Raw genomic sequence first — 24,349 nt, forward strand, 5'->3', positions numbered from 1 at the left:
CTCTAGGAATGCAGGGTTTGCAGCGTCCGCAAGGCGGACTGCGGTGTGTCGAACAAGTGCAATCGAGGCCCTCCGAGGTGGCGTAGTTGCGCTTCGTGCAGCGGCAGGCAGGCCCCCCCAACCAGGGTAGGGACCGTCAGGGCGGCCAAGGTGCGTTGCAGGGCCCTGGCATCGAGGCGTGGACCCAGGTGCAGCACAACCGCGCGTGGCTGCAAGGCGGCGACCGCACGTTCGAGCTGGGCGCTGCCGACGGGGCGCTCCAACACGTCCACCGCGATACCGTTGTTGCTGAACAGCCAGGCGTAAAGCCACAGGCTGAGGTCCTGGGGCCGGTCGCTGTCTTCGGCCAGGAGTACCGTGGGGCCCTGCAGGGTTTGGTTGTCGTGGTACACGCGAGCCCCCAGCTTGCTGCGCAGCCAGGTCTGGAAGAACACTTGTTCGAGCTGGGCGTTGAAGAACGTGTTCCAGCGCAGGTCCAGCGCCTGCTGCAGGGGCAGCAGCAGTTGTTCGCAGAGGGTGATGGCGGGGTACAGGGCCGTCATCTGATTGAATTGCTGGTCGAGTGCCCGTTGCGACAGGTTGGCGATGGCCTCGATCAGATGCTGCTGACGTACTCCCCAGTCGCCTAGGGCAGCTTCTTCGACCGGTCGGTCGAGCAGTTCCCGCACCTGCCCCACCGAGGCGCCGCGTGCGAGCCAGGCGAGTACGGCCTCCACGCGTTCGAGCTGCGCCTGGGAATACAGGCGATGGCCTTTGGCGGTTCGGGTCGGTTTCAACAGACCGTAGCGCCGTTCCCAGGCCCGCAGGGTCACTGGATTCACCCCGGTGCGTCGCGCCAGTTCCCCGATCGGCAGCAAAGTCTCAGACAGCATTGCGCAAGCCCAGGCTCTCAGGATGAGGCTGCAGGTACGCTTGCTGTAGCAGGTACGGGTCGGGGTGCTTGCGCAGGTGGTGCTTGAGCAAGGTCAGCGGCACCACCAGCGGCACCACGCCCTGCTGGTACTGGCCGATCACATCTTGCAATTCGTGCTTGTCCTGGGCGCTGAGGGCGTCGCGCAGGTAGCCGCTAAGGTGCTGCAGCACGTTGCCATGGGTGCCGCGGCTGGCGCAGCGGCGCAGGGCCTGCATCAACTGGCTGAAGTAACGGGGCCCGGCCACTGCCGGGTCATCGTCCCGGCTCATGCTGCCGAGCATGCGGCCAAGCTCGCGATAGGCCTGGGGATTATTGGCCATTAGCAGGTATTTGTAGCGTGAGTGAAAGCGGATCAAGGCGCCGCGGCTCAGGCCTTCGGCCAACTGGCGCTGCCAATCGGCATAGGCATACACGCGACTGATGAAGTTCTCGCGCAACACCGGATCGTGCAGGCGGCCTTCTTCCTCGACCGGCAGGTCCGGGCGCTGGGCGCAGAAGGCGGCGGCATAAGCGCCGCGACCGCCCTGATGGGCAGGATGGCCGTCGTCCTGATAGACCTTGACCCGCTCCAGCCCGCAGGACGGGGATTTCTGCATGAAGATGTAGCCGCAGATATCGTCGAGCCGCTCGGCCATCTCTTCGCCATAGCTGCGCAGGCTGTCGGCGAGGTCGGGGCCGGGCGTGCGCGTGCCGACTACGCCGGGGCGGGCAGGGTCGCCCACCAGGCGAATAGGGTCGCGGGGGACGCTCAGACCGATCGCCACTTCAGGACATACCGGCACCCACTCGAAGTGGGCCTCCAACTGCGAGCGGCACAGGTCGGATGACTTGTGGCCGCCGTTGTAGCGCACACTGTGCCCGGTCAGGCAGGCACTGATGCCGAGGCGAGGTCGGCGCTGAGCGGTCGGATCTGGCATGACGGCCTCCATGAACTTGTACACTAATAAATTTTTGTACAAGTACATTTCAGCATAGCCGACGTAGCAAGCAAACCCTATTTTGGTGTTAAACCGCTAAATGGTTATTCCAGATGCTCCAGAAGCCGGCGGGCCGCTTCCTGGCCGCTGAGCCAGGCGCCTTCGACGCGACCGGACAAGCACCAGTCGCCGCAGGCGTACAGACCTTGGTCGGCATCGGCGAGAGCGCCCCATTCATGATTGCCTGCCGGGCGCGCATACAGCCAACGATGCGCCAAAGCAAAGGTTGGCGCGGGCACGACGCAGCCTACCAGCTCGGCGAATTCGCCCCAGAGCTGCTCGATCACCTCATCCTTGGACAGGTCGATATGTTGCTTGCTCCAGCTTGATGTCGCATGCAGCACCCAGGTATCGAGATGTTCGTCACGGCCGGGTTTGCTGCGGTTGCGCGCCAGCCAGTCGAGCGGGTTGTCCTGCACGAAGCAACCCTGCATGGGGGTATCCAAGGCAGTTTCGAAACCCAGGGCAATTGCCCAGGTCGGCTCCATCTGCACACCGGCGGCCACCGCCGCGAGTTTCGGCGTAGCGGCCAGCAGCGGTGTCGCCTGTGGGGCTGGCACGGCGATCACCACCCGACTGTAGGGACCGTGGCTGCAGCCCTCGGTGTCCTGCAGATGCCAGTACTGCTTGCCGCGGAAGACTTCGGCAATGCGGCAGCCGAAGTTGACCGTGACGTCCTTGAGCAAGCCACGGGTGATCGCGCTCATGCGCGGCACGCCGACCCAACGGGTCTGTTCGTCGGGGGAGGGTGTCAGCTCGCCGTCCCGGTAGTTGTACAGCTGCGGCTTCCATTGCTCGGCCCAGCCGGCGGCGACCCACTGCTGCACCTGCTCGACGAAGCGCCGGTCGCGGGCAGTGAAGTACTGGGCGCCGAGGTCGAGGGCTCCGGCATCGCTGCGTTTGCTGGCCATGCGACCGCCACTGCCGTGGCCTTTGTCGAACAAGTGAACGGATTGCCCGGCCTTCTGCAAGGCCTGAGCGGCGGACAGGCCGGCGATACCGGCACCGATGATGGCAATAGGTACTGTCATGATGGCCTCTTCGAACCTTGCTTTACGCAGACTACGCTGTCAGTTAAACCTGTACAATGATCAATGTCTGTATAAGGTTATTCCGCTTCATAGGACAGGTTGGCCTATGTCCTATCCTTATCCGAGAGCGTTCGGTCTAGAAAAGTGCCTTGATCTTAAAAATAGACCATGGCCGCAGCTTGCGAGGACACACCAATGCATATATTGCTGACGGGTGGTACCGGCTTGATCGGCCAGCACCTGTGCCAATTCTGGGTCGCCCAAGGTCACCGGCTGACCGTGTGGAGTCGTCGCCCCGAGCAGGTTGCGCGACTGTGTGGCAGCGGTGTGCGTGGCATCGCTCGGCTGGAAGACATCGCCGTCGACGACCAGGTGGATGCCGTTATCAACCTGGCCGGAGCGCCCATCGCCGACCGGCCCTGGACCGCTGGCCGGCGCAACCTGCTCTGGGCCAGTCGGATAACCCTGACCGAGCACTTGCTCGAGTGGTTGGGCCGTCGCGAGCAGCGCCCCGAGGTGCTGATTTCCGGCTCCGCAGTAGGTTGGTATGGGGATGGCGGGGAACGCGAGTTGACCGAGTCATCGCCGCCGGTCCGCGAGGATTTCGCCAGTCAGCTGTGCATCGCCTGGGAAGAAACCGCCCAGCGCGCTCAGGCCTTGGGTATCCGTGTGGTCCTGGTGCGAACCGGCCTGGTACTGGCCAGCGACGGCGGCTTTTTGTCGCGCCTGCGTCTGCCGTTCAAGCTCGGACTGGGCGGCCCGTTGGGCAATGGCCGACAATGGATGCCCTGGGTCCATATAGATGACCAGGTCGCCTTGATAGATTTTCTCTTGCAGCATAAGGATGCCAGCGGTCCTTATAATGCCTGCGCGCCAGAACCGGTGCGCAATCGCGAATTCGCCAAGCGCCTGGGTCGCGCCTTGCATCGGCCGGCGTTCGTGCCAATGCCGAGCCTGCTGCTCAAGGCTGGACTGGGCGAGTTGTCGACCCTGCTGCTAGGCGGCCAGCGGGCGCGCCCGGTACGTCTGCTGGCGGCAGGATTCACCTTCCGCTTCAACGATCTGCAATCGGCCCTGGACAATTTGTCCAGCCGCCTCTGACATAGGACGCTGCATGACCGATCACGCTCTGTTGCTGGTCAACCTGGGTTCCCCAGCTTCCACTTCGGTTGCCGATGTGCGCCGTTATCTCAATCAGTTCCTCATGGATCCCTACGTCATCGACCTGCCATGGCCGGTGCGGCGCCTGCTGGTATCGCTGATCCTGATCAAGCGCCCCGAGCAGTCGGCGCATGCCTATGCTTCGATCTGGTGGGAGGAAGGCTCGCCGCTGGTGGTGCTGACCCGCCGCCTGCAGGCGGCAATGGTCGAACACTGGCCCCATGGCCCGGTGGAAATCGCCATGCGCTATGGCCAACCGGCCCTGCCCGAAGTGTTGGCCCGTCTTGCCGCTCAAGGCGTGCGCAAGGTCACCCTGGCGCCGCTGTATCCGCAATTTGCCGACAGCACCGTGACCACCGTGGTGGAGTTGGCGCGCCAGACCCTGGCCGAACGCTCGTTGCCTCTGGAACTACGAGTATTGCAGCCGTTCTACGAGCATCCCGAATATATCGAGGCGTTGGCTGCCAGTGCGGCACCCTACCTGGAGCAGGACTACGATCACCTGCTGCTGAGCTTCCATGGCTTGCCCGAGCGGCATCTGAAGAAGCTCGACCCCACGGGAACCCACGATTTCCAGGCGGCCGACTGCTGCCAGGATGCCAGCGCCGAGATGCGAGCGGTGTGCTATCGCGGCCAGTGCCTGGCCACCGCCAGGGCGTTCGCGACGAAGATGGGCATCGCCGAGGGCAAGTGGTCGGTGTCGTTCCAGTCGCGCCTGGGGCGGGCCAAGTGGATCGAGCCCTATACCGAGGCGCGTCTCGATGAGCTGGCCAAGGCCGGGGTGAAGAAGCTGTTGGTGATGTGCCCGGCGTTCGTCGCCGACTGCATCGAAACCCTCGAAGAAATCGGCATGCGCGGTAGCGAGCAGTTCGTCGAGGCGGGAGGCGAGGAATTGGTCTTGGTGCCGTGCCTGAACGACCACCCGCAGTGGGCGAGTGTGTTGGCGGGGATGTGCGAGAAAGTCTGAGTGTCTGAGCGGGCCTTATCGCCGGCAAGTTGGCTCCTACACGTGTAGGAGCCCGCTTGTCGGCGATGAAGACGAGGGCTCAAGACACCTGGTCGTCGAGTTTCTTGTGCTTCCAGCTGTCGTTGCCGGGCAGGATGAGGTTCAGGGCAATCGCGACCACGGCGCACAGGGCGATGCCTTTGAGGCCCCAGTCATCCGGGCCGTCGCCGCTGCCGACCAGCACGCCGCCGATACCGAACACCAGCGTCACGGACACGATCACCAGGTTGCGTGCCTCGGCCAGGTCGACCTTGTGGCGGATCATGGTGTTCATGCCTACCGCGGCGATGGAGCCGAACAGCAGGCAGAGGATGCCACCCATCACCGGCACTGGAATGCTCTGCAGCAGCGCGCCGAACTTGCCGATGAACGCCAGGGTGATGGCGAAGATCGCCGCCCAGGTCATGATCTTCGGGTTGTAGTTCTTAGTCAGCATCACCGCCCCGGTCACTTCGGCGTAGGTGGTGTTGGGTGGGCCGCCGAACAGACCGGCTGCGGTGGTGGCCAGGCCATCGCCGAGCAGGGTGCGGTGCAGGCCAGGTTTCTTCAGGTAGTCACGACCGGTCACACTGCCGACTGCGATCACCCCGCCGATGTGCTCGATGGCCGGGGCCAGCGCCACCGGGACGATGAACAGGATCGCCTGCCAGTTGAACGCGGGGGCTGTGAAGTTGGGCAGCTCCAGCCAGGGCGCGGCGGCGATCTTCGCGGTGTCGACGACGCCAAAGGCGAACGACAGGGCAAAGCCGACCAGCACGCCGGCAATGATCGGCACCAGGCGGAAGATGCCTTTGCCGAACACAGCCACGATCAGGGTGGTCAGCAGGGCAGGCATGGAAATCAGCATGGCGGTCTTGTACGGCAGCAATACGCTGCCGTCACCGGCCTTGCCCATGGCCATGTTGGCGGCGATCGGGGCCATGGCCAGGCCGATGGAGATGATCACCGGGCCGATCACCACCGGCGGCAGCATGCGGTCGATGAAACCGGTGCCCTTGATCTTCACCATCAGGCCCATGAAGGTGTACACGAAGCCTGCGGCCATGACCCCGCCCATGGTCTCGGCCAGGCCGAACTGGCCTTTGGCGAGGATGATCGGGGTGATGAAGGCGAAGCTCGAGGCCAGGAACACAGGGACCTGTCGGCCGGTGACCAGTTGGAACAGCAGGGTGCCGATACCGGCCGTGAACAGCGCCACGTTCGGATCGAGGCCGGTGATCAGCGGCATCAGCACCAGGGCGCCAAATGCCACGAAGAGCATCTGCGCGCCGGAAACGACCTGGCGCCAGAGCGGGTCGTTGAAGCCGTCCTGCATGGTCAGGCGTCCTTCTGCTTGGTGCCGAAGATCTTGTCGCCGGCATCGCCCAGGCCCGGGATGATGTAGCCATCCTCGTTCAGACGCTGGTCGATCGAGGCGGTGTAGATCCGTACGTCCGGGTGGGCCTTCTCGACCGCCTCGATGCCTTCGGGGGCGGCGACCAGGACCATGGCGCGGATATCACGGCAGCCGGCTTTCTTCAGCAGATCGATGGTGGCGACCATCGAGCCGCCGGTGGCGAGCATCGGGTCGATGATCAGGGCCAGGCGCTGATCGATTTCCGGGGCGAGCTTTTCCAGGTAGGTATGCGCTTCGAGGGTTTCCTCGTTGCGGGCAACGCCCACGGCGCTGACCTTGGCGCCAGGGATCAGGCTGAGCACGCCGTCGAGCATACCGATGCCGGCGCGCAGAATCGGTACGACTGTGATCTTCTTGCCGGCAATCTTCTCGACCGGCACTTTGCCGCACCAGCCGTCGATTTCGTAGGTTTCCAGGGGCAGGTCCTGAGTCGCTTCGTAGGTCAGCAGCGCGCCAACTTCCTGGGCGAGCTCGCGAAAATTCTTGGTGCTGATGTCGGCGCGGCGCATCAGGCCGAGCTTGTGGCGGATCAGCGGGTGGCGGATCTCACGAGTGGGCATAGGGGGGGCTCCGAAAGGCGGGCAAAAAAACCGCGCTAGATTAATCTATTCAGCCTGTGCTGTCGTGCAGTCATTCTGCACGTTAGTCCATAAACGCTTGATCTGTGACGAGCGGATGCGTACCTTTGCCCGCTTTTCCAAATTGCCCCCCGGAGAGCGCCATGTCCGCTGATCTCGAGCACATCCGCCAAGTCATGCGCGAAGCAGACTGCCTGTACAACGAAGCCGAGGTCGAAGCCGCCATCGCCAAGGTCGGCGCGCAGATCAGCGAAGACCTGCATGACAAGAACCCGGTCGTGTTCTGCGTGATGAACGGTGGCCTGATCTTCGCCGGCAAGCTGCTGACCCACCTGCAGTTCCCGCTGGAAGCTTCGTACCTGCACGCGACCCGCTACCGCAACCAGACCAGCGGCGGCGAACTGTTCTGGAAGGCCAAGCCGGAAGTGTCGTTCATCGACCGCGACGTGCTGATCGTCGACGACATCCTCGATGAGGGGCACACCCTCAGCGCCATCATCGAGTTCTGCAAGCACGCCGGTGCGCGTGCCGTGCACACCGCCGTGCTGATCGACAAGGATCACGACCGCAAGGCCAGCCCGGATCTCAAGGCCAGCTATATGGGCCTGCCGTGCGTCGACCGTTACATCTTCGGTTATGGCATGGACTACAAGGGCTACTGGCGCAACGCCAACGGCATCTTCGCCGTCAAAGGGCTGTGACAGGCGCAGGCCTGCCTGCAGGGCGCAGGCAGGCTTGCGGCCAGATGAGGTGGGTTACTTCTTCGCAGCCTGGTACAGCGGCATCACTTTCGGGATGGCCGCCTGCAGCGAGGCGATCCGGCTGCTCGATGCCGGGTGGGTGCTCATGAACTCGGGCGGTGCGCCTTCGGACGCTGCGCTCATCTTGTTCCAAAGGGTGATCGCGGCATTCGGGTCATAGCCGGCGCGGGCGGAGAGCTCCAGGCCGATCAGGTCGGCTTCGTTCTCGTTGGAGCGGCTGTTGGGCAGGGTCATCGCATAGTTGACCACCTGATCCGCCAGACCCAGGGTGTCATCTCCCAGTCCAAGCAGGGCGCCGGCCCCCTGGCGGGCCATGGCCACGCCATAGGCCTTGGACATGGCTTCTCGGCTGTGCTCGCGCAGGGCGTGGGCGATCTCGTGGCCGACCACCGCGGCGATCTCGGCATCGGTCAGCTTGAGCTGGTCGATCAGGCCGGTGTAAACGATGATCTTGCCGCCAGGGCCGCAATTGGCATTGAGCTCGTCGCTCTTGATCACGTTGACTTCCCAGTCCCATTGCGCGGCATCCGGACGGAACTGCGGCGCCTGGGCGATCAGGCGGGTGGCGATGGCCTGGACGCGCTTGGCATCGCTGCTCGATTTGTCCAGCACGCCTTTGGTTTTCGCCTCGCCGAGGGTTTCGGTGTACGACTGGGCGTACATCTGGTTGACCTCATCGGTCGAAAGCATGCTGAACATGTACTGCTTGCGTTCGACCCCGACGGCGCCGCCGCTGGTGGTGTTCACCGCCTGGCAGCCGGCCAGCAGGATGCTGGCGCTCAGGACGCTGACAACAAATGACTTACGCATGAAAAACACTCCCTTTTTTGCATGGCGGTATCCTAGGCGCAGTCGCCTGGGGCGGCTATAGCCGCACGGAAGATTTATATCGGCAAGACGCCCCCAACCTTCAGGCGGGCGTCAGACACTCCGGGGCATCCAGCTTGGGGTCGTTGACGAAATGCGCCAGGGCCCGCTCGCGCAGCGTTGCAGGCGGGCTGGCGAGCAGCTCGTGTAGCCGTGACAGCGGAGTGTCGGGATCCAGCCACGCCGCTTGTCCGGCTTCATCGAGGATCAGAGGGCGACGCTGGTTCATCGCTGCCTGGGTGACCACCGCACAACTCAGCCAGACTTGGTCCTGCACCGGGTAGGCTTCCCACATGGCAGCGAAATACAGTGACGAACCTTCACCTGGGGTCAGCCAGTAGGGGCGCTTGCGTACCGAGCCGCGCCATTCGTAGAAGCCGTTGGCAGGCATCAGGCAGCGCCGTTGGCGCAAGGCTTCGCGGAACATGGGCTGTTCGGCCAGGGTTTCGGCACGGGCATGGGCCGGGGTGCGGGACAGGTCGGTGAGCCAGGCCGGGGTCAGTCCCCAGCGCGCCTTGGCCAACTGCGGCTGGCCGTCGATCTGGCGTTGAATCAGCACCGAGGCACCGGGCGAGATGTTCCATTGCGCAGGCTGGCCTTCGGGAAAGCCTGGTAGATTGGCCAGGGCCTGGGGCCAGCGAAACAGGGCGTAGCGTCCACACATGGGCGAATTGAGAACCTAGCAGATCAAGGTACCGGGAACATGCTCCGGTTCGTCGCCGGCAAGCGGCTGGGCATCATTGTACGCATCGATCAGCTGCCGTGCGTAGTCGGCCTGCTCGTCCGGCACGGCCAGGCCAAGCAGGCCGTGCACCGGCAGCTCGCCGACAGCGCCGATCAGGTCGCGGCCGATCAGGTGGACATCCACGCCCTCGCTGGCGAGCATACCCATCAGCATCTGCGCTTCGAGCAGGTTTTCCGGTTCGTAGATTCTGCGCATCAGGCATCGTCCTCACGTCTGACATCGAGCATCCATTCGTCACCGTGGACCTGCAGAATGAACAGGACCGGTCGACAGCATACCTGGCAGTCCTCGATGTATTGCTGATCGCCGCCGGAAAGGTCGATCGTGGTTTCCACCCGCTCGCCACAATAAGGACAATCGTAGAAGTCGGTTTCCAGCATCGCGGCCTCCGCGCTGACTTGTGCGTATAATTGCCGATCTGTCTTCAGGGCCTGTGCGTGTCCGAGCCGTTTCTTGGGCCCTCCCTGAATTATTACCCTAGCCGTTTCCAACAAGAGAGCATGATGGGCGAATTCGATGCCATCCGACCGTACGACGACGCTGAGGTCCCTGCCGTTCTGGCGCGCCTGCTCAGTGACCCGGCATTCCTCGATATCCTCACCCACTTCCGCTTCCCGCGTGCTGCGGGTGCCTTCGGCTGGCTGCTCAAGCCGCTGATCGCCCGCCGCCTGCGCCAAGAGTTCGCTGGTGTCACCTGCGTCGCGACCCTGCAGGACAAAGTCGAGTACTACGTCGACCGGACCATCGACCGCGCTACCGACGGGGTGACCTACTCGGGCGTCGAGCAGCTCAAGTCGGGCACCGCCTACCTGTTCCTGGCCAACCACCGGGACATCGTCATGGACCCGGCTTTCGTCAATTACGCGGTGTACCACGCCGGTCTGCCCACGCCGCGGATCGCCATCGGTGACAACCTGCTGCAGAAGCCCTTCGTCAGTGACATGATGCGCCTGAACAAGAGCTTCATCGTGCACCGTTCGATCAGCGGCCGCCGCGAGAAACTCGCCGCCTACCAGTTGCTGTCGGCCTACATCAATCACTCGATCCGCAACGACTGCGTGTCGATCTGGATCGCCCAGGCCGAAGGGCGGGCGAAGGACGGCGACGATCGTACCGATTCGGCGATCCTCAAGATGTTCCACATGAGCCGTAAGGACGAAGCATTCGGCGCGGTGATCCAGGGTCTGAACCTGATTCCGGTTTCGATCAGCTACGAATACGACCCCTGCGACCTGGCCAAGGCTCGTGAGCTGTATATCCGCGCCACCACCGGTACCTACAAGAAGGCGCCGGGTGAGGACGACAACAGCATCGCCAAAGGCATTACCGGCTACAAGGGCCGGGTGCACATCAACTTCGCCCCGCCGGTGACCGAGTACTACGAGGACACCAAGCAATTGGCACAGGAAATCGATCGGCAGATCCTCGGTGGTTACCGGCTGTTCCCGGTGCACTACCTGGCTTACGCGATGTGGGACGAAAAGGACGAAGCCCTGCAGGTGCCGAGCGCCGAGAAGCTGTTCCCGGCAGACGAGTTGGCCAAGGCCAGAGAAGAGTGGCAGCGCCGCCTGGACGCCTGTCCGGTCGAACAACGGCCTTACCTGGTATTGCAATACGCGACCCCGGTGCGCAATCAGTACCAGGTCAGGCAGCAGGCGCCAGTGGCTTGAACCGCCAGGGGCCGCAACGCGGCCCCACAGTTCAGACCCAGGTGCTGAACCAGGACAGCAGCAGAGCCATGGCCAGGCACGAGAAACCGAGGATGTAGTAGTAGCGCGGCACGCGTTGATCGACTGCGTCCACCACACCTTCGTCCACCGCCAGTCGTTCGCGGGCCATCGCCTCGCGGCGCCGTGCGCTTTGCAGCAGCAAACCGCCTGGGCAGGTCAGCACTAATGCCAGCAGATTGATCAGCTTGGTCGGATGGGCGGCCAGGAACCCCCAAAGCACGTGCAAGGACATCGAGCAACCTCGGTCGGAACATCGGAAGGCTGGCATTCTACCCAAAGCCGACGCCCATGCTCCGGCTTGGCGACCAACTGTCATCTAATTTCATGTGTCACACGCTCGTCATCAGAACAGGCCACCCTGTCGGCCTTTCGATCAGACGGAGCTTGTCATGCTGCACGCCGAAAACCAGGACCGCCTTTACCTCGTCGCCCAGAACGATGAGCAACAGGCGTTGATCGACGGTTTCGCCATCAATGTTCAGGACCGCCAGTGGTTGGTCTATTGTGCGCTGGGAGGGCATGCCCACGACGACCTGCCCGAGGTGGATGCCGGTACCGGTGTCAGCGTGCTCGACTTCCATATAGAAGCGGCCTAGGCCGCGATTGCCGTGCGGAAATGCCTGTCGTGGGGTATCTGGCGGCTGTGAGATCGAGCGCCGCCCGCGCGGCGCATCGCGAGCTCTGCTCGCTCCTACGCTTGTTTCTGGCCAATGAGGTCTTTGGGATTTGCGCGCGACCGCCTTGGCGCCCGCCACGATATCGCGGCGTACACACAAGGCGGTCGCGCGCACCTGTCATTGACGTTACTGGCCAAAAACAAACGTGGGAGCGAGCGCAGCTCGCGATGCGCCGCGCGGGCGGCGCTCGATCTCACAGCCGCCAGATACCTCACGACAGGCATAAAAAACCCGCTCCCTGATACCAGGCAGCGGGCTTTTGGCTCATCCAGGACGCGCTTATTCGGCCAGGACCTGACCGATGGTCGGATCCTTGAACAGGCGGGTGAGGGCGTCGCTGAGCACGTCGCTCACCAGCTTGGTGTTGGTTTCCTGGTTGGGCGCCATGCCGAAGCGCTGGTCCAGCGAAGCGCCATAGCGGCCACTGTAGCGGCGGCTGGCGTTGGACACGTCGGCACGGAAGGTGGCCCCGATGGTGGCCTCGGTCACGTACAGGTTGTCCTTGGGCGACTGGTACTTGAGCTCGGCCAGGGTGACGGTGAGCTGCGGCGCATTGCCGGCGTTGGCGGTCGGGGTGAAGCCCAGCAGGCGCACGGCTGCTTCGGCCTGGGCCTGCAGCTTGGGCACCACGTCGTTGCCGCTGACGCTGATGGTGCTGGTTTCCGGGTACATGCCACCGCGGGTGCCGAGGGCTTGCGAGGCACGACCGTCAACCACGCGGACCACCACCGGCTGGCCATGGCCGACCGGGGCGAGCTGAGCGGTGAGCTGGGGTTGCGGGCTGAGTTGTTGCGGGCTGTGGGCACAACCGACCAGGCTGAGGCTGGCCACGGCGAGCACACCGAACAACAGACGTTGCAACATGCGCGTTTCTCCAGAAAAGACGGCAAAGGCCAACAGTATACCTAGCCTCGCGACGCCCAGTCATCGGTCACGAGGTGGGTCTGCGGCGGGTTTTTGCAACCGGGCACAACGACGCATGCAGGGGTGCAGTCCGATAACCGGACAAACGCTGCAATAAAAACCACGATTTCCGACCTTTCTGTCCGCGACATCGTTATAATCTCCCCCCGATTATAAGGACGTCTCCTGATCGGGCCCCGCATTCGCCGTCTGACCCCGGCACCTTCACCGCTTCGCCCACAGAGAGCCTTCCACTCAGGTCTTGCATCGGCTGTCGTGCCTGCTTTTCCGGCCCTTCGCACTGCATGAACCTGTGGGTTGCCATCGCGCAGTCCCCTTTTGAGGTTCACGTCTCCAAAAGAGCGTGAAAAAACGGTTTTTCACAACTTCACGAGAGTGTGGCGAGCAATGAACAGTCTGGCATGTGCAAAAGCGACAGATGTGTCCCGAACAGCCCTGAACAGGCGGCAGGATCGCTCATCGCGGATGGGTGACTGAACCCTTCCCATAACGCACGCAGGGCACCCTTGACCATAAGTCGAATTGCCGCATCCGTGGCAAACGGCGTTCAATAGATGAACCCGAAGACTGATTGGCGTGTCCGCGGAAGTTGCAAGAACTGCGAAGAGTCGGACATGGCGATCCCTGGCGACCCCAGTGATCCTATGCTGTCAATTAGGTAGCTGTAGATTGTGGAGACGCGTTAAATGGCGCAGAACGAATCGGTTGATGTGGTATTGGTAGGCGCGGGCATCATGAGTGCCACCCTGGCCGTACTGCTCAAGGAGCTCGACCCGACCCTCAAGCTGGAGGTCGTCGAGGCGATGGACTCCGGGGCCGCGGAAAGCTCCAACCCCTGGAACAACGCAGGCACCGGCCACGCCGGTCTGTGCGAGCTGAACTACACGCCCCAGGCCGCCGATGGCAGCATCGACATCAAGAAGGCCGTGCACATCAATACCCAGTTCGAGGTCTCGCGCCAGTTCTGGGCCTATCTGAGCAAGAAAGGCAACTTCGGCTCGGCTCGTGCCTTCATCAACCCGGTCCCGCACCTGAGCTATGTCGAGGGTGACAAGGGTATTTCCTTCCTCAAGAAGCGCTATGAACTGCTCAAGCAGCACCATGCCTTCGCCGAGATGGAATACACCGAAGACCAGGCCGTGATGAAGGATTGGATGCCGCTGATGATGCCGGGTCGCCCGGCTGACCAGCGCATTGCCGCCACGCGCGTGCTCAAGGGCACCGACGTCAACTTCGGCGCTTTGACCAACAAGCTGCTCAAGCTGTTGGGCGATGCTCCGGACGCTCAGGTCAAATACAGCAAGAAGGTCGTCGGCCTGCGCCGTAACGGCAGCGGCTGGACCGTCAGCATCAAGGACGTCAACAGCGGCGGCAGCCGTGAAGTGGACGCCCGCTTCGTATTCCTCGGCGCCGGTGGCGCTGCCCTGCCATTGCTGCAACTGTCGGGTATTCCAGAGAGCAAAGGCTTTGGCGGCTTCCCGGTCAGCGGCCAATGGCTGCGTTGCGACAATCCGGAAATCGTCAAGCAACACCAGGCCAAGGTCTACAGCCAGGCTGCGGTCGGCGCGCCGCCGATGTCGGTGCCGCACCTCGATACCCGTGTGGTCGACGGCAAGAAATCGCTGCTGTTCGGGCCTTACGCCGGCTTCACCACCAAGTTCCTCAAGCACGGCTCGTTCATGGACCTGCCGCTGTCGGTGCGCATGGGCAACATCGGCCCGATGCTGGCTGTGGCGCGCGACAACATGGACCTGACCAAGTACCTGGTCAGCGAAGTGATGCAGTCCATGGAGCAGCGTCTGGAGTCGCTGCGTCGTTTCTATCCAGAAGCGAAGGCCGAGGACTGGCGCCTGGAAGTGGCCGGTCAGCGCGTGCAGATCATCAAGAAGGACCCGAAGAAGGGCGGCATTCTGCAGTTCGGCACCGAACTGGTCTCGGCCCAGGACGGCAGCCTGGCGGCTCTGCTTGGTGCCTCGCCAGGCGCTTCGGTGACCGTCTCGATCATGCTCGAACTGATCGAGCGTTGCTTCCCCGAGCAGGCCAAGGGTGCCTGGGCTGCCAAGCTCAAGGAAATCTTCCCGGCACGCGAGAAGACCCTGGCGACCGATGCGGCGCTGTACAACAAGATCAGCGCCGAGAACGACGTGGCGTTGGAGCTTGTGGAAAACAGCCCGGCCAAGCATTACGCCTGATTCGGCCCGAAACGAAAAAACGCCCCGAGGGGCGTTTTTTTGTGGCTTTGGCTTGCCAGTACAGACGACCGATCAGCCGCGAGCCTTGGCGATGATCTCGACGTACTCCGGCGCGTTGCGCTGGTCTTCGATCAGTTGGACGAAGGTCTTGCCGTGCTCGTCCTTGCCGTCCAGGTCATAGCCTGCTTCGACGAAGAACCCGACGAACCGCTCGAAGTCATCGACGCGCAGGCCGCGGTAGGCCTTGACCAGCTTGTGCAGCGAAGGCGAAGTCACGCCGTCGGCCGGTTCGAATTGAAGGAACGTCTTGACGTAGTCATCGCTGATCTCGTCACCAATCACCTGCTTCTTGTCTTTGCGCATTGCCGGCTCCAACTGGACCATCACGGAATTTCGAAGGCCGGCAGTGTACTCCCCAGGGGCGGCGGGCCTCAACGCGTACGTACGGTGCCGGTATGCAGGTCGGCCCAGATGTGGCCGTTGGCGTAGGTCAGGAATTGCACGTACAGGGTCTCGTGGCGCAACAGGTCCATGATCACCCGGTAGTCGCTGACCGGGTAGTTCAGGCTCAGGGTCCTCGTGCGTTCGTCGTAGACGGGCTTTTTCAGGCTCTTGCCGGCTTCGCCATCGAAGGTCAGAAGTACCTGGCTGATGGTCGCCCCCTTGCTCAGCGGCTTGCCCTTCAGGCGCATCTGCAACGAGGAGGTGATCGGGATCGGTTGCTGATCGGACGGGCGCTGGGCGCCGACCACCACCGAGTAGTCGGTGACCTGCAGCAGTTGCTGGCCGGTGGGCGCCTCCTGGCGCAGCGACTGGTCGTCGGCAGGCAGGAACTGGCCGTGCATCGGCGCGGCGACCGCTGGCAGGCTCAACGCCAGCAGCAGAGGAAGAATCGCACGCATGTGTAGCTCCATATCCTGTAGCTCCTAGGCATCGGCAGGCCACTCTAGCATGCCCTGTCCACCGACATCGGAACAGGGCTGCCGGGCAGTCCTGATGGCGGTGTCAGCCGACCCAGCCACTTGCCTTCATCGCCGAGTACACAGCGACGACCGCCAGTACGAAGAAGGCTGCGGCGGCCAGGCGGCGAATCAACGCCAGTGGCAATTTCTCGGCGGCGAAATTGCCCGCCAGGACCACGGGAACATTGGCGATCAGCATACCCAGGGTGGTGCCGATGATGACCATGATCAGGTGCGGATACTGGGCAGCCAGCATCACCGTGGCCACCTGGGTCTTGTCACCGATTTCGGCCAGGAAGAAGGCGATCAGTGTGGTCAGGAATGGGCCGAAGCGGCGCGCTGGGTTCTCGTCATCGTCCATCTTGTCCGGCACCAGGGTCCACAGCGCGGTGGCGGTGAAGCTTGCAGCGAGGATCCAGTGCAGCATCGTTTCGCTGAAGAACCCGCTGACCCACGCCCCTACGGCGCCGGCGGCAGCGTGGTTGGCCAGGGTGGCGGCGATGATGCCGGCAATGATCGGCCAAGGCTTGCGAAAGCGGGCAGCGAGGATGAGCGCGAGCAACTGCGTCTTGTCGCCGATTTCAGCGAGAGCGACGATTGCGGTGGGGACGAGCAGAGATTCCAGCATCAGGTTTCCTACGGGGGCGGGTCGACACGGCTATGACACGTACGACCTCCCCGCCCCGGGTAAGGTGTGCGTGTCATAGGTCTTGTCAAACCCTGGGTCCGTCTGTGCGGACCTCGGGTCGCACGCGCCATGGCCTGTGGGCCAAGTATGTTGACGCGTACCGGGCGAGCAGGGCGCTCGCGGGAGACTACTCCCCTAGGACGGAGCGGATTCTGCCTAGCCGAAACGATTTCGGCAAGCCCTGTTTTTATCCGCGTGTGGCCCGGTAGATGCGAAAGCCGTCGGCTTCGGCGCAGGTCTGGCAGTTGCCGAGGGCACCTTCGATCAGCGGTTGGTAGCGCAGGAAGCTGTTGGCAACGAGGCGTATTTCGCCACCTTTTCGCAGATGTTGTCCGGATTTTTTCAGCAGGTTTTCCGAGGCCTGGTAATTGGTGTGGACCCCGGTATGGAACGGCGGGTTGCTCAGGATCAGGCTCAGGTCAGTCGGTGCAGCGTCGATGCCGTCACCGCTGATCACCTCACCCTGCAAACCGTTGGCGGCCAAGGTCAGGCGGCTGGCCGCCACCGCGAAGGCGTCCACGTCCAGCAGGGTCACCCGACTCTGTGGATAACGGCGCTTGACCGTGGCGCCGAGCAACCCGGCGCCACAGCCGAAGTCCAGCACATGACCGACCGGCAACTCGTCGAGGTGCTCGAGCAGCAGTGCGCTGCCGCGGTCGAGGCGGCCGTGGCTGAAGACGCCGGGCAGGCTGATCACTTGCAGCGGGCCGTCGGCAAGGTCCAGCTCGAAGCGCTCTGCCAGGCTTTCCAGCGGCTTGGCCACCGGGGGCTGGTCCACAGTCACCTGCCACAGTTGGCAATGACGGGCGCTGTCGAGTTTGCGCGGCTTGCCCAGGGTTTGCAGCTGCTTGGACGCACCCTCGATACCGCCGCGTTTTTCGCCTACCAGGTAAAGCTCGCGCCCGCCGAGGCGGGCGGCCAGGGTGTTGATCAGATAAGCGGCCAGCTCACGTGACTTGGGCAGGAACAGTACGGCGGCGTCGAGCGCCATGGCCGGCGGCTCGACACCGTAGTGGCAGCGTCCGGCAAAGCGATTGTCGAGCATGGCCTGGTCGCCCGCGTGCCAGACCCAGGCCTGGGCCTCTGGCAACTGGCCGAGCAGACCGTCGGCCGGCGCACCGGCGAGCAGCAGCGGGCCCTGGAACAGCTCCGCCTGGCGGAGCAACACTTCACTGCGCGGGTCCATGGACGATGCCTCCTGGAAAAAGTCGCGCAGTGTAGCAGAGGCTGCTTTTGGACTCAGCTGACTACGCGGCGGGGCTGGCCGGCGAAGAACGCCTGGGCATTCTCGCTGAGCTGGCCGACGATTCGCTGACGTGCTTCCACCGCGCCCCAAGCGCTGTGCGGGGTAATCAGCAGGCGTGGGATATCGTCGGCCAGGAGTGGATTGCCGGCAGCCGGAGGCTCGACACTGAGCACGTCGGTGGCAGCACCGCCCAGGTGGCCGCTGCGCAGGGCGTCGGCCAGGGCCTGTTCGTCGATCAAGCCGCCCCGGGCGGTATTGACCACCAGCGCGCCCGGCTTGAGCAGCTCCAGCTCGCGACTGCCGATCATGTGCCGGGTGTGGTCGTTCAGCGGACAATGCAGGGTCAGCGCATCGACCTGGGGCAGCAGTTCGTCCAGTGGCAGGCGATCGTCGCGGGCTGGGCGTCCGGGGATCTGCCCGCTCAGTACGCGCATGCCGAACGCTTCGGCCAGCCGCGCCACCGCGCCACCCAGTTCGCCGTGGCCGAGCAGGCCAAGGGTCTTGCCTTCCAGTTCGACGATCGGGAAATCCAGCAGGCAGAACTGCTGGGCCTTGGCCCATTCCCCCGCCGCCACCGCCCGGTTGTAGTCCACCAGACGCGTGGCCAGGGCCAACAGCAGCGCGAGGGTGTGCTGCGCAACCGACGGGGTGCCATAGCCTTGGCAATTGCACACTGTGATGCCTTGGGCGCGAGCGGCGGCCAGGTCGACGTTGTTGGTGCCAGTGGCCGCTACCAGGATCAGCTTGAGCTGTGGATTGGCCGCCAACGTCTGGGCATCGAGCACGACCTTGTTGCTGACCACCGCGACCGCACCTTGAAGACGCTCGGCCACCTGCTCGGGGCAGGTGGCGGCGAACAGCTCGAACTCGTCGAACTGCTGCCGCAGAGGCGAGAGGTCGAGATCGCCCAGGTCCAGGGATTGGTGATCGAGAAAGACGGCGCGACGCGGGGTGGGCATGGGAGGCTCCGGCTGCTGGCTGAGTGGTTGTCAGCGCAGTGTCTAGCCCGCGGCTGTCACTCGTCAACGCTTGCCGCTCATACCTCAGGCGGGCAAATCATTCCTTTGGCTGATTTGGTCGTCACATTGGCGGTCTACAGTAGTTGCAGACTTTGACCGGCATGCGTTTCAGAGAAGGAATACCTATGTTGCAGACCCGCATCATCAAGCCAGCCGAAGGGGCTTACACCTTTCCACTCCTGATCAAACGACTGCTGATGTCTGGCAGCCGTTACGAGAAGACCCGCGAGATCGTTTACCGCGACCAGATACGCTTGACCTACCCTCAGCTCAACGAGCGCATCGCCCGCCTGGCCAACGTACTCACCGAGGCAGGTGTGAAGGCCGGCGACACGGTGGCGGTGATGGACTGGGACAGCCACCGCTATCTGGAATGCATGTTCGCCATCCCGATGATCGGCGCGGTGGTGCATACCATCAACGTGCGTCTGTCGCCCGAGCAAATCCTCTACACCATGAACCACGCCGAGGACCGCGTGGTGCTGGTCAACAGCGACTTCGTCGGTCTCTACCAGGCGATTGCCGGGCAGTTGACCACGGTGCAGAAAACCCTGCTGCTGACCGATGGCGAGAGCAAGACCGCCGACCTGCCCGATCTGATCGGCGAATACGAGCAACTGCTCGCTGGCGCCAGCCCTTGCTACGATTTTCCCGACTTCGACGAAGACTCGGTGGCCACTACCTTCTATACCACCGGCACCACCGGCAACCCCAAGGGCGTGTACTTCACCCATCGCCAATTGGTGCTGCACACCCTCGCCGAAGCCTCGGTCACCGGCAGCATCGACAGCGTCAGGCTGTTAGGCAGCAACGATGTGTACATGCCCATCACCCCGATGTTCCACGTGCACGCCTGGGGCATCCCCTATGCGGCCACCATGCTCGGCATGAAGCAGGTCTACCCTGGGCGCTACGAGCCCGAAATGCTGGTCAAGCTGTGGCGCGAGGAGCGGGTGACCTTCTCTCATTGCGTGCCGACCATCCTGCAGATGCTGCTCAACTGTCCTTCATCCCAGGGTCAGGACTTCGGCGGTTGGAAGATCATCATTGGCGGCAGCGCGCTCAATCGTTCGCTGTACCAGGCCGCGCTGGCCCGCGGCATCCAGCTGACCGCCGCCTACGGCATGTCGGAAACCTGCCCACTGATCTCGGCCGCGCACCTGAACGACGAATTGCAGGCTGGCAGCGAAGACGAGCGCGTCACCTATCGGATCAAGGCGGGCGTCCCCGTGCCGTTGGTGGAAGCGGCGATCGTCGATGGCGACGGCAATTTCCTGCCGGCCGACGGCGAAACCCAGGGCGAGTTGGTGCTACGGGCTCCGTGGCTGACCATGGGCTACTTCAAGGAGGCGGAGAAGAGCGAGCAGCTCTGGCAGGGCGGCTGGCTGCACACTGGTGATGTCGCCACCCTTGACGGCATGGGCTACATCGATATTCGCGATCGCATCAAGGACGTGATCAAGACCGGCGGCGAGTGGGTGTCGTCGCTGGATCTCGAGGATCTGATCAGCCGCCACCCGGCCGTCCGTGAAGTGGCTGTGGTGGGCGTGGCCGACCCGCAGTGGGGGGAGCGTCCGTTCGCCCTGTTGGTGGTACGCGACGGCCAGGCGGTGGATGCCAAGGCACTGAAGGAGCACCTGAAGCCTTATGTCGAAGAAGGTCACATCAACAAGTGGGCCATTCCCAGCCAGATCGCCGTTGTTACTGAAATTCCCAAGACCAGCGTAGGCAAGTTGGACAAGAAGCGTATTCGCCTGGACATCACCCAGTGGCAGGCCAGCAACAGCGCATTCCTCTCGACCTTGTGAAGGGTGATCGGGTTGCGGGCTTTGCTCCGCAACCCCTGAACTAGAGCGGTTTTCCCTTGCCAAATGAAGAGAATGAGCCATGCTTTCGCGCAATTCACCCGCAGCTTCCGGCCTGCGTCGGCACCTGTCGCAGTGGCTGTGCAAATCACACTTTAGAGGGATCAAGCACCTGGGCCTGCTGGCTATAGTCGGATCAGGTGATTTTCAGGAATGGGGGAGGGCGACACGCGCAAGCCTTGTCGCTGCGGGCGCAGGCCTGCACACCGGTCGCACGGGCCGTTTCTGAAAGGACTCACTGCCATAACAAAAAAGTACATGGAGTAGCGTCGATGAAATCTGCAAACCTGTTCTGGCGCCGGGCCAAGCTGCCCATGGCCGTCAGCCTTGCTTCCACGCTCGCAAGTCCAGCTTTTGCCGTCAGCTTCAACATCGGAGAGATCGAAGCGCAATTCGACTCCTCGCTTTCGATCGGCGCCAGTTGGTCCACCGCCAACCCCAACAAGAACCTGATAGGCGTCAACAACGGTGGCAAGGGGCTTTCGCAGACCTCGGACGACGGCCATCTGAACTTCAAGAAGGGCGAGACCTTTTCGAAGATCTTCAAAGGCATCCATGACCTGGAACTCAAGTACGGCGACACCGGTGTGTTCGTCCGTGGCAAGTACTGGTACGACTTCGAACTCAAGGACGAAAACCGCGAGTTCAAGGACATCAGCGATTCCAACCGCAAGGAGGGCGCCAAGTCGTCCGGAGCCGAGCTGCTCGATGCCTTCGTCTACCACAACTACAGCATCGCCGATCTGCCGGGCACCGTTCGCCTTGGCAAGCAAGTGGTGAGCTGGGGTGAGAGTACCTTCATCGGTGGAGGCATCAACGCCATCAACCCGATCGATGTCTCGGCCTTCCGTCGCCCAGGGGCGGAGATCAAGGAAGGCCTGATCCCGGTGAACATGTTCTACCTCCAGCAGAGCGTCACCGACAATCTGTCGGTCGAGGGCTTCTATCAGCTGGAATGGGACCAGACGGTGGTCGACAATTGCGGCACCTTCTTCTCCCAGCCTGACGTGATCGCCGACGGTTGCAACAACAACCTCGCGGTGCTGGCCAAGCAATCGACCCTGAGCGGTGCGCTGGGCCCATTGTCGGCGCCGGTGCTTGGCACACTTGGAGCACAGAACGTGTCCTGGGGCTCGCCCGACGAAGGCGTGATCGTGCGCCGTGGTGCCGACCGCGATGCCCGCGACAGCGGCCAGTTCGGCGTCGCCATGCGCTACATGTTCGAGCCGCTGAACACCGAATTCGGTGGCTATTTCATGAACTACCACAGCCGCGCGCCGATCTTCAGCGGGCACGGTGCCGATGCCCAGTACTTCGACCCGAACAACCTGGCTGCGGCACTGGTTGGCGCTGGGGTACCCCCTTCGGTGCTGGCCAACCTGCTACCCTCGCTGATGCCTCTGGTGGTCGCCGGCAACTCCAGCTACTACGTCGAATATCCCGAGGACATTCGGCTCTACGGCTTGAGCTTCTCGACCACGCTGCCGACTGGCACCGCCTGGAGCGGTGAGATCAGCTACCGGCCGAACGCTCCTGTGCAAATCAATACGACGGACATCCTGTACTCCGGCCTGACCCCGCTCAACCCCGACGTATCGGTGTTGCCCGGTACGCCTGGGGCGGACCAGCCTGGCTACCGGCGCAAGGAAATCACTCAGCTGCAGACCACCTTCACCCACTTCTTCGACCAGGTCATGGGTGCAGAGCGCCTGACCATGGTCGGCGAGATTGGCTGGACGCATGTCGGTGGCCTGGAGAGCACCCGCAAGATTCGTTACGGACGTGATCCGGTATTCGGCCCGGGCCCTTTGCCGAACGGCCAGTGCGAGGCGCTGAACAGCAGCACCCTGGGCACCGGCGACGCCAACAACGTGTCGCGCTATTGCGAGAACGATGGCTACACCACCACCGATTCCTGGGGTTACCGGGTGCGCGCGATCTGGGATTACAACAACGTTTTCGCCGGGGTCAACCTGCGCCCCAGCGTGGCCTGGTCGCACGACGTCGATGGTTACTCGCCGGGCCCGGGCGGCAACTTCGAGGAAGGGCGCAAGGCGATCAGCCTCGGCCTGGATGCGGAGTACCAGAACACCTACACCGCGAGCCTGTCGTACACCAACTTCTTCGACGGCAAGTACAGCACCGTGGATGACCGCGACTTCGTCGCCCTCAGCTTCGGCGTGAACTTCTAAGAACACTGATCCAGGACGACACGAGATGAACAAGACCAGAAGTCTGCTGCAAGTCGGTGTGCTGGGCCTGTCCCTGCTGGCGACCAGCGTCATGGCCGCGGTATCCGCCGAAGAGGCGGCCAAGTTGGGCACCACCCTGACGCCGATGGGCGCGGAAAAGGCCGGCAATGCCGACGGCAGCATCAGTGCCTGGGCTCCGCTGCCCAAGAACGCGGGCAGCGTCGATGCCAAGGGCTTCCTGTCCGACCCCTATGGCAACGAGCAGCCGCTGTTCACCATCACTGCGCAGAACGTCGATCAGTACAAGGACAAGTTGTCGCCAGGGCAGGTGGCGATGTTCAAGCGTTATCCACAGACCTACAAGATTCCGGTGTACAAGACCCACCGTGGTTCGACGGTGCCTGACGACGTGTTCGCCGCCATCAAGGAAAACGCCACCAAGACCACTCTGGTCGAAGGAGGTAACGGCCTGAGCAACTTCCGCACCGCGGTTCCGTTCCCCATCCCCAAGAGCGGTATCGAGGTGATCTGGAACCACATTACCCGCTACCGGGGAGGCAGCGTATCCCGCCTGGTGACCCAGGCGACGCCACAGCAGAACGGCTCCTACAGCCTGGTTAACTTTCAGGACCAGTTCGTATTCCGCGACCGGATGAAGGACTACGATCCGAATGACCCAGGTAACGTGCTGTTCTACTTCAAGCAGAAGGTCACCGCACCGGCGCGGCTGGCTGGGACGGTGCTGCTGGTGCACGAGACACTTGACCAGGTCAAGGAGCCGCGCAAGGCGTGGATCTACAACGCCGGCCAGCGGCGGGTGCGCCAGGCGCCCCAGGTCTCGTATGATGGACCAGGGACCGCTGCCGATGGCCTGCGCACCTCGGACAACCTGGACATGTACAACGGCGCGCCGGACCGCTATGACTGGAAGCTCGAGGGCAAGAAAGAGCTGTACATCGCCTCGAACACCTACAAGCTGGACTCCCCCACCCTGAAGTACGCCGACATCCTCAAGGCCGGACACATCAATCAGGACCTGACCCGTTACGAGCTGCGCCGCGTCTGGCATGTGGTGGCGACGTTGAAGCCGGGACAGCGGCATATCTACGCCAAGCGTGACTTCTATATCGACGAAGACACCTGGCAAGCCGCGGTGATCGACCAGTACGACGGTCGTGGCCAGCTGTGGCGGGTGTCCGAGGCCCATGCCCAGGATTACTACAACGTGCACGTGCCCTGGTATACCCTCGAGGCGATCTACGATCTGCAATCCGGTCGGTATCTGGCGTTGGGCATGAAGAACGAAGAAAAACGGGCCTACGATTTCGGTTTCAGCGCCAGCAAGAGCGACTTCCAGCCGGCAGCGTTGCGTCAGGAAGGAGTGCGTTGAGGCGGGGCTGTCTTCACATCTTCAGCGCC

The 24,349-nt window shown here is 63.0% G+C and carries 25 protein-coding genes and 1 riboswitch; of the genes, 9 read left to right on the forward strand and 16 right to left on the reverse strand.

The features are described 5' to 3' along the window. Window positions 1-2: 2 nt before the first annotated feature. The 3 genes from KY379_RS01915 to KY379_RS01925 form a co-directional block, all read right to left on the reverse strand. Window positions 3-872 (reverse strand): MerR family transcriptional regulator, encoded by an 870-nt coding sequence (locus KY379_RS01915; protein ID WP_133331295.1) that lies wholly within the window; start codon window positions 870-872, stop codon window positions 3-5. Further along, window positions 862-1,830, reverse strand: coding sequence for a YbgA family protein (locus KY379_RS01920; protein ID WP_196172247.1), 969 nt, complete (start codon window positions 1,828-1,830; stop codon window positions 862-864). The genes KY379_RS01915 and KY379_RS01920 overlap by 11 nt, the downstream gene beginning before the upstream one ends. Window positions 1,831-1,934: 104 nt before the next feature. Further along, a complete protein-coding gene (locus KY379_RS01925; protein WP_133331299.1) occupies window positions 1,935-2,921 on the reverse strand; it encodes an NAD(P)/FAD-dependent oxidoreductase in 987 nt (328 codons plus the stop codon). Window positions 2,922-3,116: 195 nt separating this feature from the next. On the opposite strand from KY379_RS01925, the gene KY379_RS01930 reads away from it, so the two are divergent. Both KY379_RS01930 and hemH read left to right on the forward strand, forming a co-directional pair. Then, on the forward strand, window positions 3,117-4,022 hold the full coding sequence (locus tag KY379_RS01930) for a TIGR01777 family oxidoreductase (RefSeq protein ID WP_133331301.1): 906 nt from the start codon (window positions 3,117-3,119) through the stop codon (window positions 4,020-4,022). Window positions 4,023-4,035: 13 nt separating this feature from the next. Further along, window positions 4,036-5,049 carry a ferrochelatase gene (gene hemH / locus KY379_RS01935; RefSeq protein WP_133331303.1) on the forward strand — a complete coding sequence of 338 codons (1,014 nt, stop codon included), beginning with the start codon at window positions 4,036-4,038 and terminating at the stop codon, window positions 5,047-5,049. A 79-nt stretch (window positions 5,050-5,128) separates the two neighbouring features. Here hemH and KY379_RS01940 read toward each other — a convergent pair whose 3' ends face one another. Next, a complete protein-coding gene (locus KY379_RS01940) occupies window positions 5,129-6,403 on the reverse strand; it encodes a uracil-xanthine permease family protein (RefSeq protein WP_133331305.1) in 1,275 nt (424 codons plus the stop codon). 2 nt (window positions 6,404-6,405) lie between these two features. Further along, window positions 6,406-7,044, reverse strand: a complete 639-nt coding sequence (upp, locus tag KY379_RS01945) for a uracil phosphoribosyltransferase (protein WP_133331307.1) — start codon at window positions 7,042-7,044, stop codon at window positions 6,406-6,408. Between the two features lie 161 nt (window positions 7,045-7,205). Between upp and KY379_RS01950 the strand changes: the two genes are divergently transcribed. Next, complete coding sequence (locus KY379_RS01950) at window positions 7,206-7,763, forward strand: hypoxanthine-guanine phosphoribosyltransferase (protein WP_133331309.1); 558 nt, start codon at window positions 7,206-7,208, stop codon at window positions 7,761-7,763. A gap of 54 nt (window positions 7,764-7,817) precedes the next feature. On the opposite strand, the gene KY379_RS01955 is transcribed toward KY379_RS01950, so the two are convergent. The 4 genes from KY379_RS01955 to KY379_RS01970 all read right to left on the reverse strand — a co-directional run bounded on the left by KY379_RS01955 (window position 7,818) and on the right by KY379_RS01970 (window position 9,815). Continuing rightward, on the reverse strand, window positions 7,818-8,633 hold the full coding sequence (locus KY379_RS01955; RefSeq protein ID WP_133331311.1) for a M48 family metallopeptidase: 816 nt from the start codon (window positions 8,631-8,633) through the stop codon (window positions 7,818-7,820). 100 nt (window positions 8,634-8,733) lie between these two features. Beyond that, on the reverse strand, window positions 8,734-9,354 hold the full coding sequence (locus tag KY379_RS01960; RefSeq protein WP_261240835.1) for an SOS response-associated peptidase: 621 nt from the start codon (window positions 9,352-9,354) through the stop codon (window positions 8,734-8,736). A 15-nt stretch (window positions 9,355-9,369) separates the two neighbouring features. Beyond that, complete coding sequence (locus KY379_RS01965; protein ID WP_133331315.1) at window positions 9,370-9,630, reverse strand: putative signal transducing protein; 261 nt, start codon at window positions 9,628-9,630, stop codon at window positions 9,370-9,372. Continuing rightward, complete coding sequence (locus KY379_RS01970; protein ID WP_133331317.1) at window positions 9,630-9,815, reverse strand: CPXCG motif-containing cysteine-rich protein; 186 nt, start codon at window positions 9,813-9,815, stop codon at window positions 9,630-9,632. The genes KY379_RS01965 and KY379_RS01970 overlap by 1 nt, the downstream gene beginning before the upstream one ends. A gap of 120 nt (window positions 9,816-9,935) precedes the next feature. Between KY379_RS01970 and KY379_RS01975 the strand changes: the two genes are divergently transcribed. After that, window positions 9,936-11,105 carry a 1-acyl-sn-glycerol-3-phosphate acyltransferase gene (locus tag KY379_RS01975; RefSeq protein ID WP_165976110.1) on the forward strand — a complete coding sequence of 390 codons (1,170 nt, stop codon included), beginning with the start codon at window positions 9,936-9,938 and terminating at the stop codon, window positions 11,103-11,105. Between the two features lie 31 nt (window positions 11,106-11,136). Here the strand turns inward: KY379_RS01975 and KY379_RS01980 are convergent, their stop codons facing one another. Then, the gene (locus KY379_RS01980; RefSeq protein WP_133331321.1) at window positions 11,137-11,397 is read right to left on the reverse strand and encodes a hypothetical protein; all 261 of its coding nucleotides are present in this window, start codon (window positions 11,395-11,397) and stop codon (window positions 11,137-11,139) included. Between the two features lie 157 nt (window positions 11,398-11,554). On the opposite strand from KY379_RS01980, the gene KY379_RS01985 reads away from it, so the two are divergent. Continuing rightward, window positions 11,555-11,761, forward strand: a complete 207-nt coding sequence (locus KY379_RS01985) for a hypothetical protein (RefSeq protein ID WP_133331323.1) — start codon at window positions 11,555-11,557, stop codon at window positions 11,759-11,761. Between the two features lie 360 nt (window positions 11,762-12,121). Here KY379_RS01985 and KY379_RS01990 read toward each other — a convergent pair whose 3' ends face one another. After that, complete coding sequence (locus tag KY379_RS01990; RefSeq protein ID WP_133331325.1) at window positions 12,122-12,706, reverse strand: YajG family lipoprotein; 585 nt, start codon at window positions 12,704-12,706, stop codon at window positions 12,122-12,124. Between the two features lie 746 nt (window positions 12,707-13,452). On the opposite strand from KY379_RS01990, the gene mqo reads away from it, so the two are divergent. Beyond that, entirely contained in the window at window positions 13,453-14,958 is a 1,506-nt protein-coding gene (gene mqo / locus KY379_RS01995) for a malate dehydrogenase (quinone) (protein ID WP_133331327.1), read from the forward strand. Window positions 14,959-15,030: 72 nt separating this feature from the next. On the opposite strand, the gene KY379_RS02000 is transcribed toward mqo, so the two are convergent. The 5 genes from KY379_RS02000 to KY379_RS02020 form a co-directional block, all read right to left on the reverse strand. After that, window positions 15,031-15,321, reverse strand: a complete 291-nt coding sequence (locus KY379_RS02000) for a PA4642 family protein (protein WP_133331329.1) — start codon at window positions 15,319-15,321, stop codon at window positions 15,031-15,033. 68 nt (window positions 15,322-15,389) lie between these two features. Continuing rightward, window positions 15,390-15,860 (reverse strand): hypothetical protein, encoded by a 471-nt coding sequence (locus KY379_RS02005; protein ID WP_133331331.1) that lies wholly within the window; start codon window positions 15,858-15,860, stop codon window positions 15,390-15,392. Between the two features lie 103 nt (window positions 15,861-15,963). Further along, window positions 15,964-16,545: a TMEM165/GDT1 family protein gene (locus KY379_RS02010; protein WP_196172254.1), complete on the reverse strand. Its 582-nt coding sequence runs from the start codon at window positions 16,543-16,545 to the stop codon at window positions 15,964-15,966. Between the two features lie 91 nt (window positions 16,546-16,636). Further along, window positions 16,637-16,756: riboswitch (yybP-ykoY riboswitch) on the reverse strand. Between the two features lie 39 nt (window positions 16,757-16,795). Further along, window positions 16,796-17,794 (reverse strand): class I SAM-dependent methyltransferase, encoded by a 999-nt coding sequence (locus KY379_RS02015; protein WP_133331335.1) that lies wholly within the window; start codon window positions 17,792-17,794, stop codon window positions 16,796-16,798. A gap of 53 nt (window positions 17,795-17,847) precedes the next feature. Beyond that, window positions 17,848-18,813, reverse strand: a complete 966-nt coding sequence (locus tag KY379_RS02020; protein ID WP_261240832.1) for a 2-hydroxyacid dehydrogenase — start codon at window positions 18,811-18,813, stop codon at window positions 17,848-17,850. 185 nt (window positions 18,814-18,998) lie between these two features. Here KY379_RS02020 and KY379_RS02025 point away from each other — a divergent pair, with 185 nt between their 5' ends. From KY379_RS02025 to KY379_RS02035, 3 genes are all read left to right on the forward strand, one after another. Beyond that, complete coding sequence (locus tag KY379_RS02025; protein WP_133331339.1) at window positions 18,999-20,681, forward strand: fatty acid--CoA ligase; 1,683 nt, start codon at window positions 18,999-19,001, stop codon at window positions 20,679-20,681. Window positions 20,682-21,010: 329 nt separating this feature from the next. Further along, window positions 21,011-22,930 (forward strand): DUF1302 domain-containing protein, encoded by a 1,920-nt coding sequence (locus tag KY379_RS02030; protein WP_133331341.1) that lies wholly within the window; start codon window positions 21,011-21,013, stop codon window positions 22,928-22,930. Window positions 22,931-22,955: 25 nt separating this feature from the next. After that, window positions 22,956-24,320 carry a DUF1329 domain-containing protein gene (locus KY379_RS02035; protein WP_261240831.1) on the forward strand — a complete coding sequence of 455 codons (1,365 nt, stop codon included), beginning with the start codon at window positions 22,956-22,958 and terminating at the stop codon, window positions 24,318-24,320. Window positions 24,321-24,349 lie beyond the last annotated feature (29 nt).

This window comes from Pseudomonas sp. HD6422 (assembly GCF_025377065.1).
GTDB classification, from domain to species: domain Bacteria; phylum Pseudomonadota; class Gammaproteobacteria; order Pseudomonadales; family Pseudomonadaceae; genus Aquipseudomonas; species Aquipseudomonas putida_U.

Bases quoted from the DNA above. Each gene is read 5' to 3' on its own strand.
- KY379_RS01930 (WP_133331301.1), top strand. From the start codon at position 3,117: ATGCATATATTGCTGACGGGTGGTACCGGCTTGATCGGCCAGCACCTG.
- KY379_RS02005 (WP_133331331.1), bottom strand. From the start codon at position 15,860: ATGCGTGCGATTCTTCCTCTGCTGCTGGCGTTGAGCCTGCCAGCGGTC.
- KY379_RS01915 (WP_133331295.1), bottom strand. From the start codon at position 872: ATGCTGTCTGAGACTTTGCTGCCGATCGGGGAACTGGCGCGACGCACC.
- KY379_RS02025 (WP_133331339.1), top strand. From the start codon at position 18,999: ATGTTGCAGACCCGCATCATCAAGCCAGCCGAAGGGGCTTACACCTTT.
- KY379_RS01975 (WP_165976110.1), top strand. From the start codon at position 9,936: ATGATGGGCGAATTCGATGCCATCCGACCGTACGACGACGCTGAGGTC.
- KY379_RS01990 (WP_133331325.1), bottom strand. From the start codon at position 12,706: ATGTTGCAACGTCTGTTGTTCGGTGTGCTCGCCGTGGCCAGCCTCAGC.
- KY379_RS01970 (WP_133331317.1), bottom strand. From the start codon at position 9,815: ATGCTGGAAACCGACTTCTACGATTGTCCTTATTGTGGCGAGCGGGTG.
- KY379_RS01965 (WP_133331315.1), bottom strand. From the start codon at position 9,630: ATGCGCAGAATCTACGAACCGGAAAACCTGCTCGAAGCGCAGATGCTG.
- KY379_RS01955 (WP_133331311.1), bottom strand. From the start codon at position 8,633: ATGCGTAAGTCATTTGTTGTCAGCGTCCTGAGCGCCAGCATCCTGCTG.
- KY379_RS01980 (WP_133331321.1), bottom strand. From the start codon at position 11,397: ATGTCCTTGCACGTGCTTTGGGGGTTCCTGGCCGCCCATCCGACCAAG.
- KY379_RS02020 (WP_261240832.1), bottom strand. From the start codon at position 18,813: ATGCCCACCCCGCGTCGCGCCGTCTTTCTCGATCACCAATCCCTGGAC.
- mqo (WP_133331327.1), top strand. From the start codon at position 13,453: ATGGCGCAGAACGAATCGGTTGATGTGGTATTGGTAGGCGCGGGCATC.
- KY379_RS01950 (WP_133331309.1), top strand. From the start codon at position 7,206: ATGTCCGCTGATCTCGAGCACATCCGCCAAGTCATGCGCGAAGCAGAC.
- KY379_RS01960 (WP_261240835.1), bottom strand. From the start codon at position 9,354: ATGTGTGGACGCTACGCCCTGTTTCGCTGGCCCCAGGCCCTGGCCAAT.
- hemH (WP_133331303.1), top strand. From the start codon at position 4,036: ATGACCGATCACGCTCTGTTGCTGGTCAACCTGGGTTCCCCAGCTTCC.
- KY379_RS01940 (WP_133331305.1), bottom strand. From the start codon at position 6,403: ATGCAGGACGGCTTCAACGACCCGCTCTGGCGCCAGGTCGTTTCCGGC.
- KY379_RS01985 (WP_133331323.1), top strand. From the start codon at position 11,555: ATGCTGCACGCCGAAAACCAGGACCGCCTTTACCTCGTCGCCCAGAAC.
- KY379_RS02035 (WP_261240831.1), top strand. From the start codon at position 22,956: ATGAACAAGACCAGAAGTCTGCTGCAAGTCGGTGTGCTGGGCCTGTCC.
- KY379_RS02030 (WP_133331341.1), top strand. From the start codon at position 21,011: ATGAAATCTGCAAACCTGTTCTGGCGCCGGGCCAAGCTGCCCATGGCC.
- KY379_RS02000 (WP_133331329.1), bottom strand. From the start codon at position 15,321: ATGCGCAAAGACAAGAAGCAGGTGATTGGTGACGAGATCAGCGATGAC.
- KY379_RS01925 (WP_133331299.1), bottom strand. From the start codon at position 2,921: ATGACAGTACCTATTGCCATCATCGGTGCCGGTATCGCCGGCCTGTCC.
- upp (WP_133331307.1), bottom strand. From the start codon at position 7,044: ATGCCCACTCGTGAGATCCGCCACCCGCTGATCCGCCACAAGCTCGGC.
- KY379_RS01920 (WP_196172247.1), bottom strand. From the start codon at position 1,830: ATGCCAGATCCGACCGCTCAGCGCCGACCTCGCCTCGGCATCAGTGCC.
- KY379_RS02015 (WP_133331335.1), bottom strand. From the start codon at position 17,794: ATGGACCCGCGCAGTGAAGTGTTGCTCCGCCAGGCGGAGCTGTTCCAG.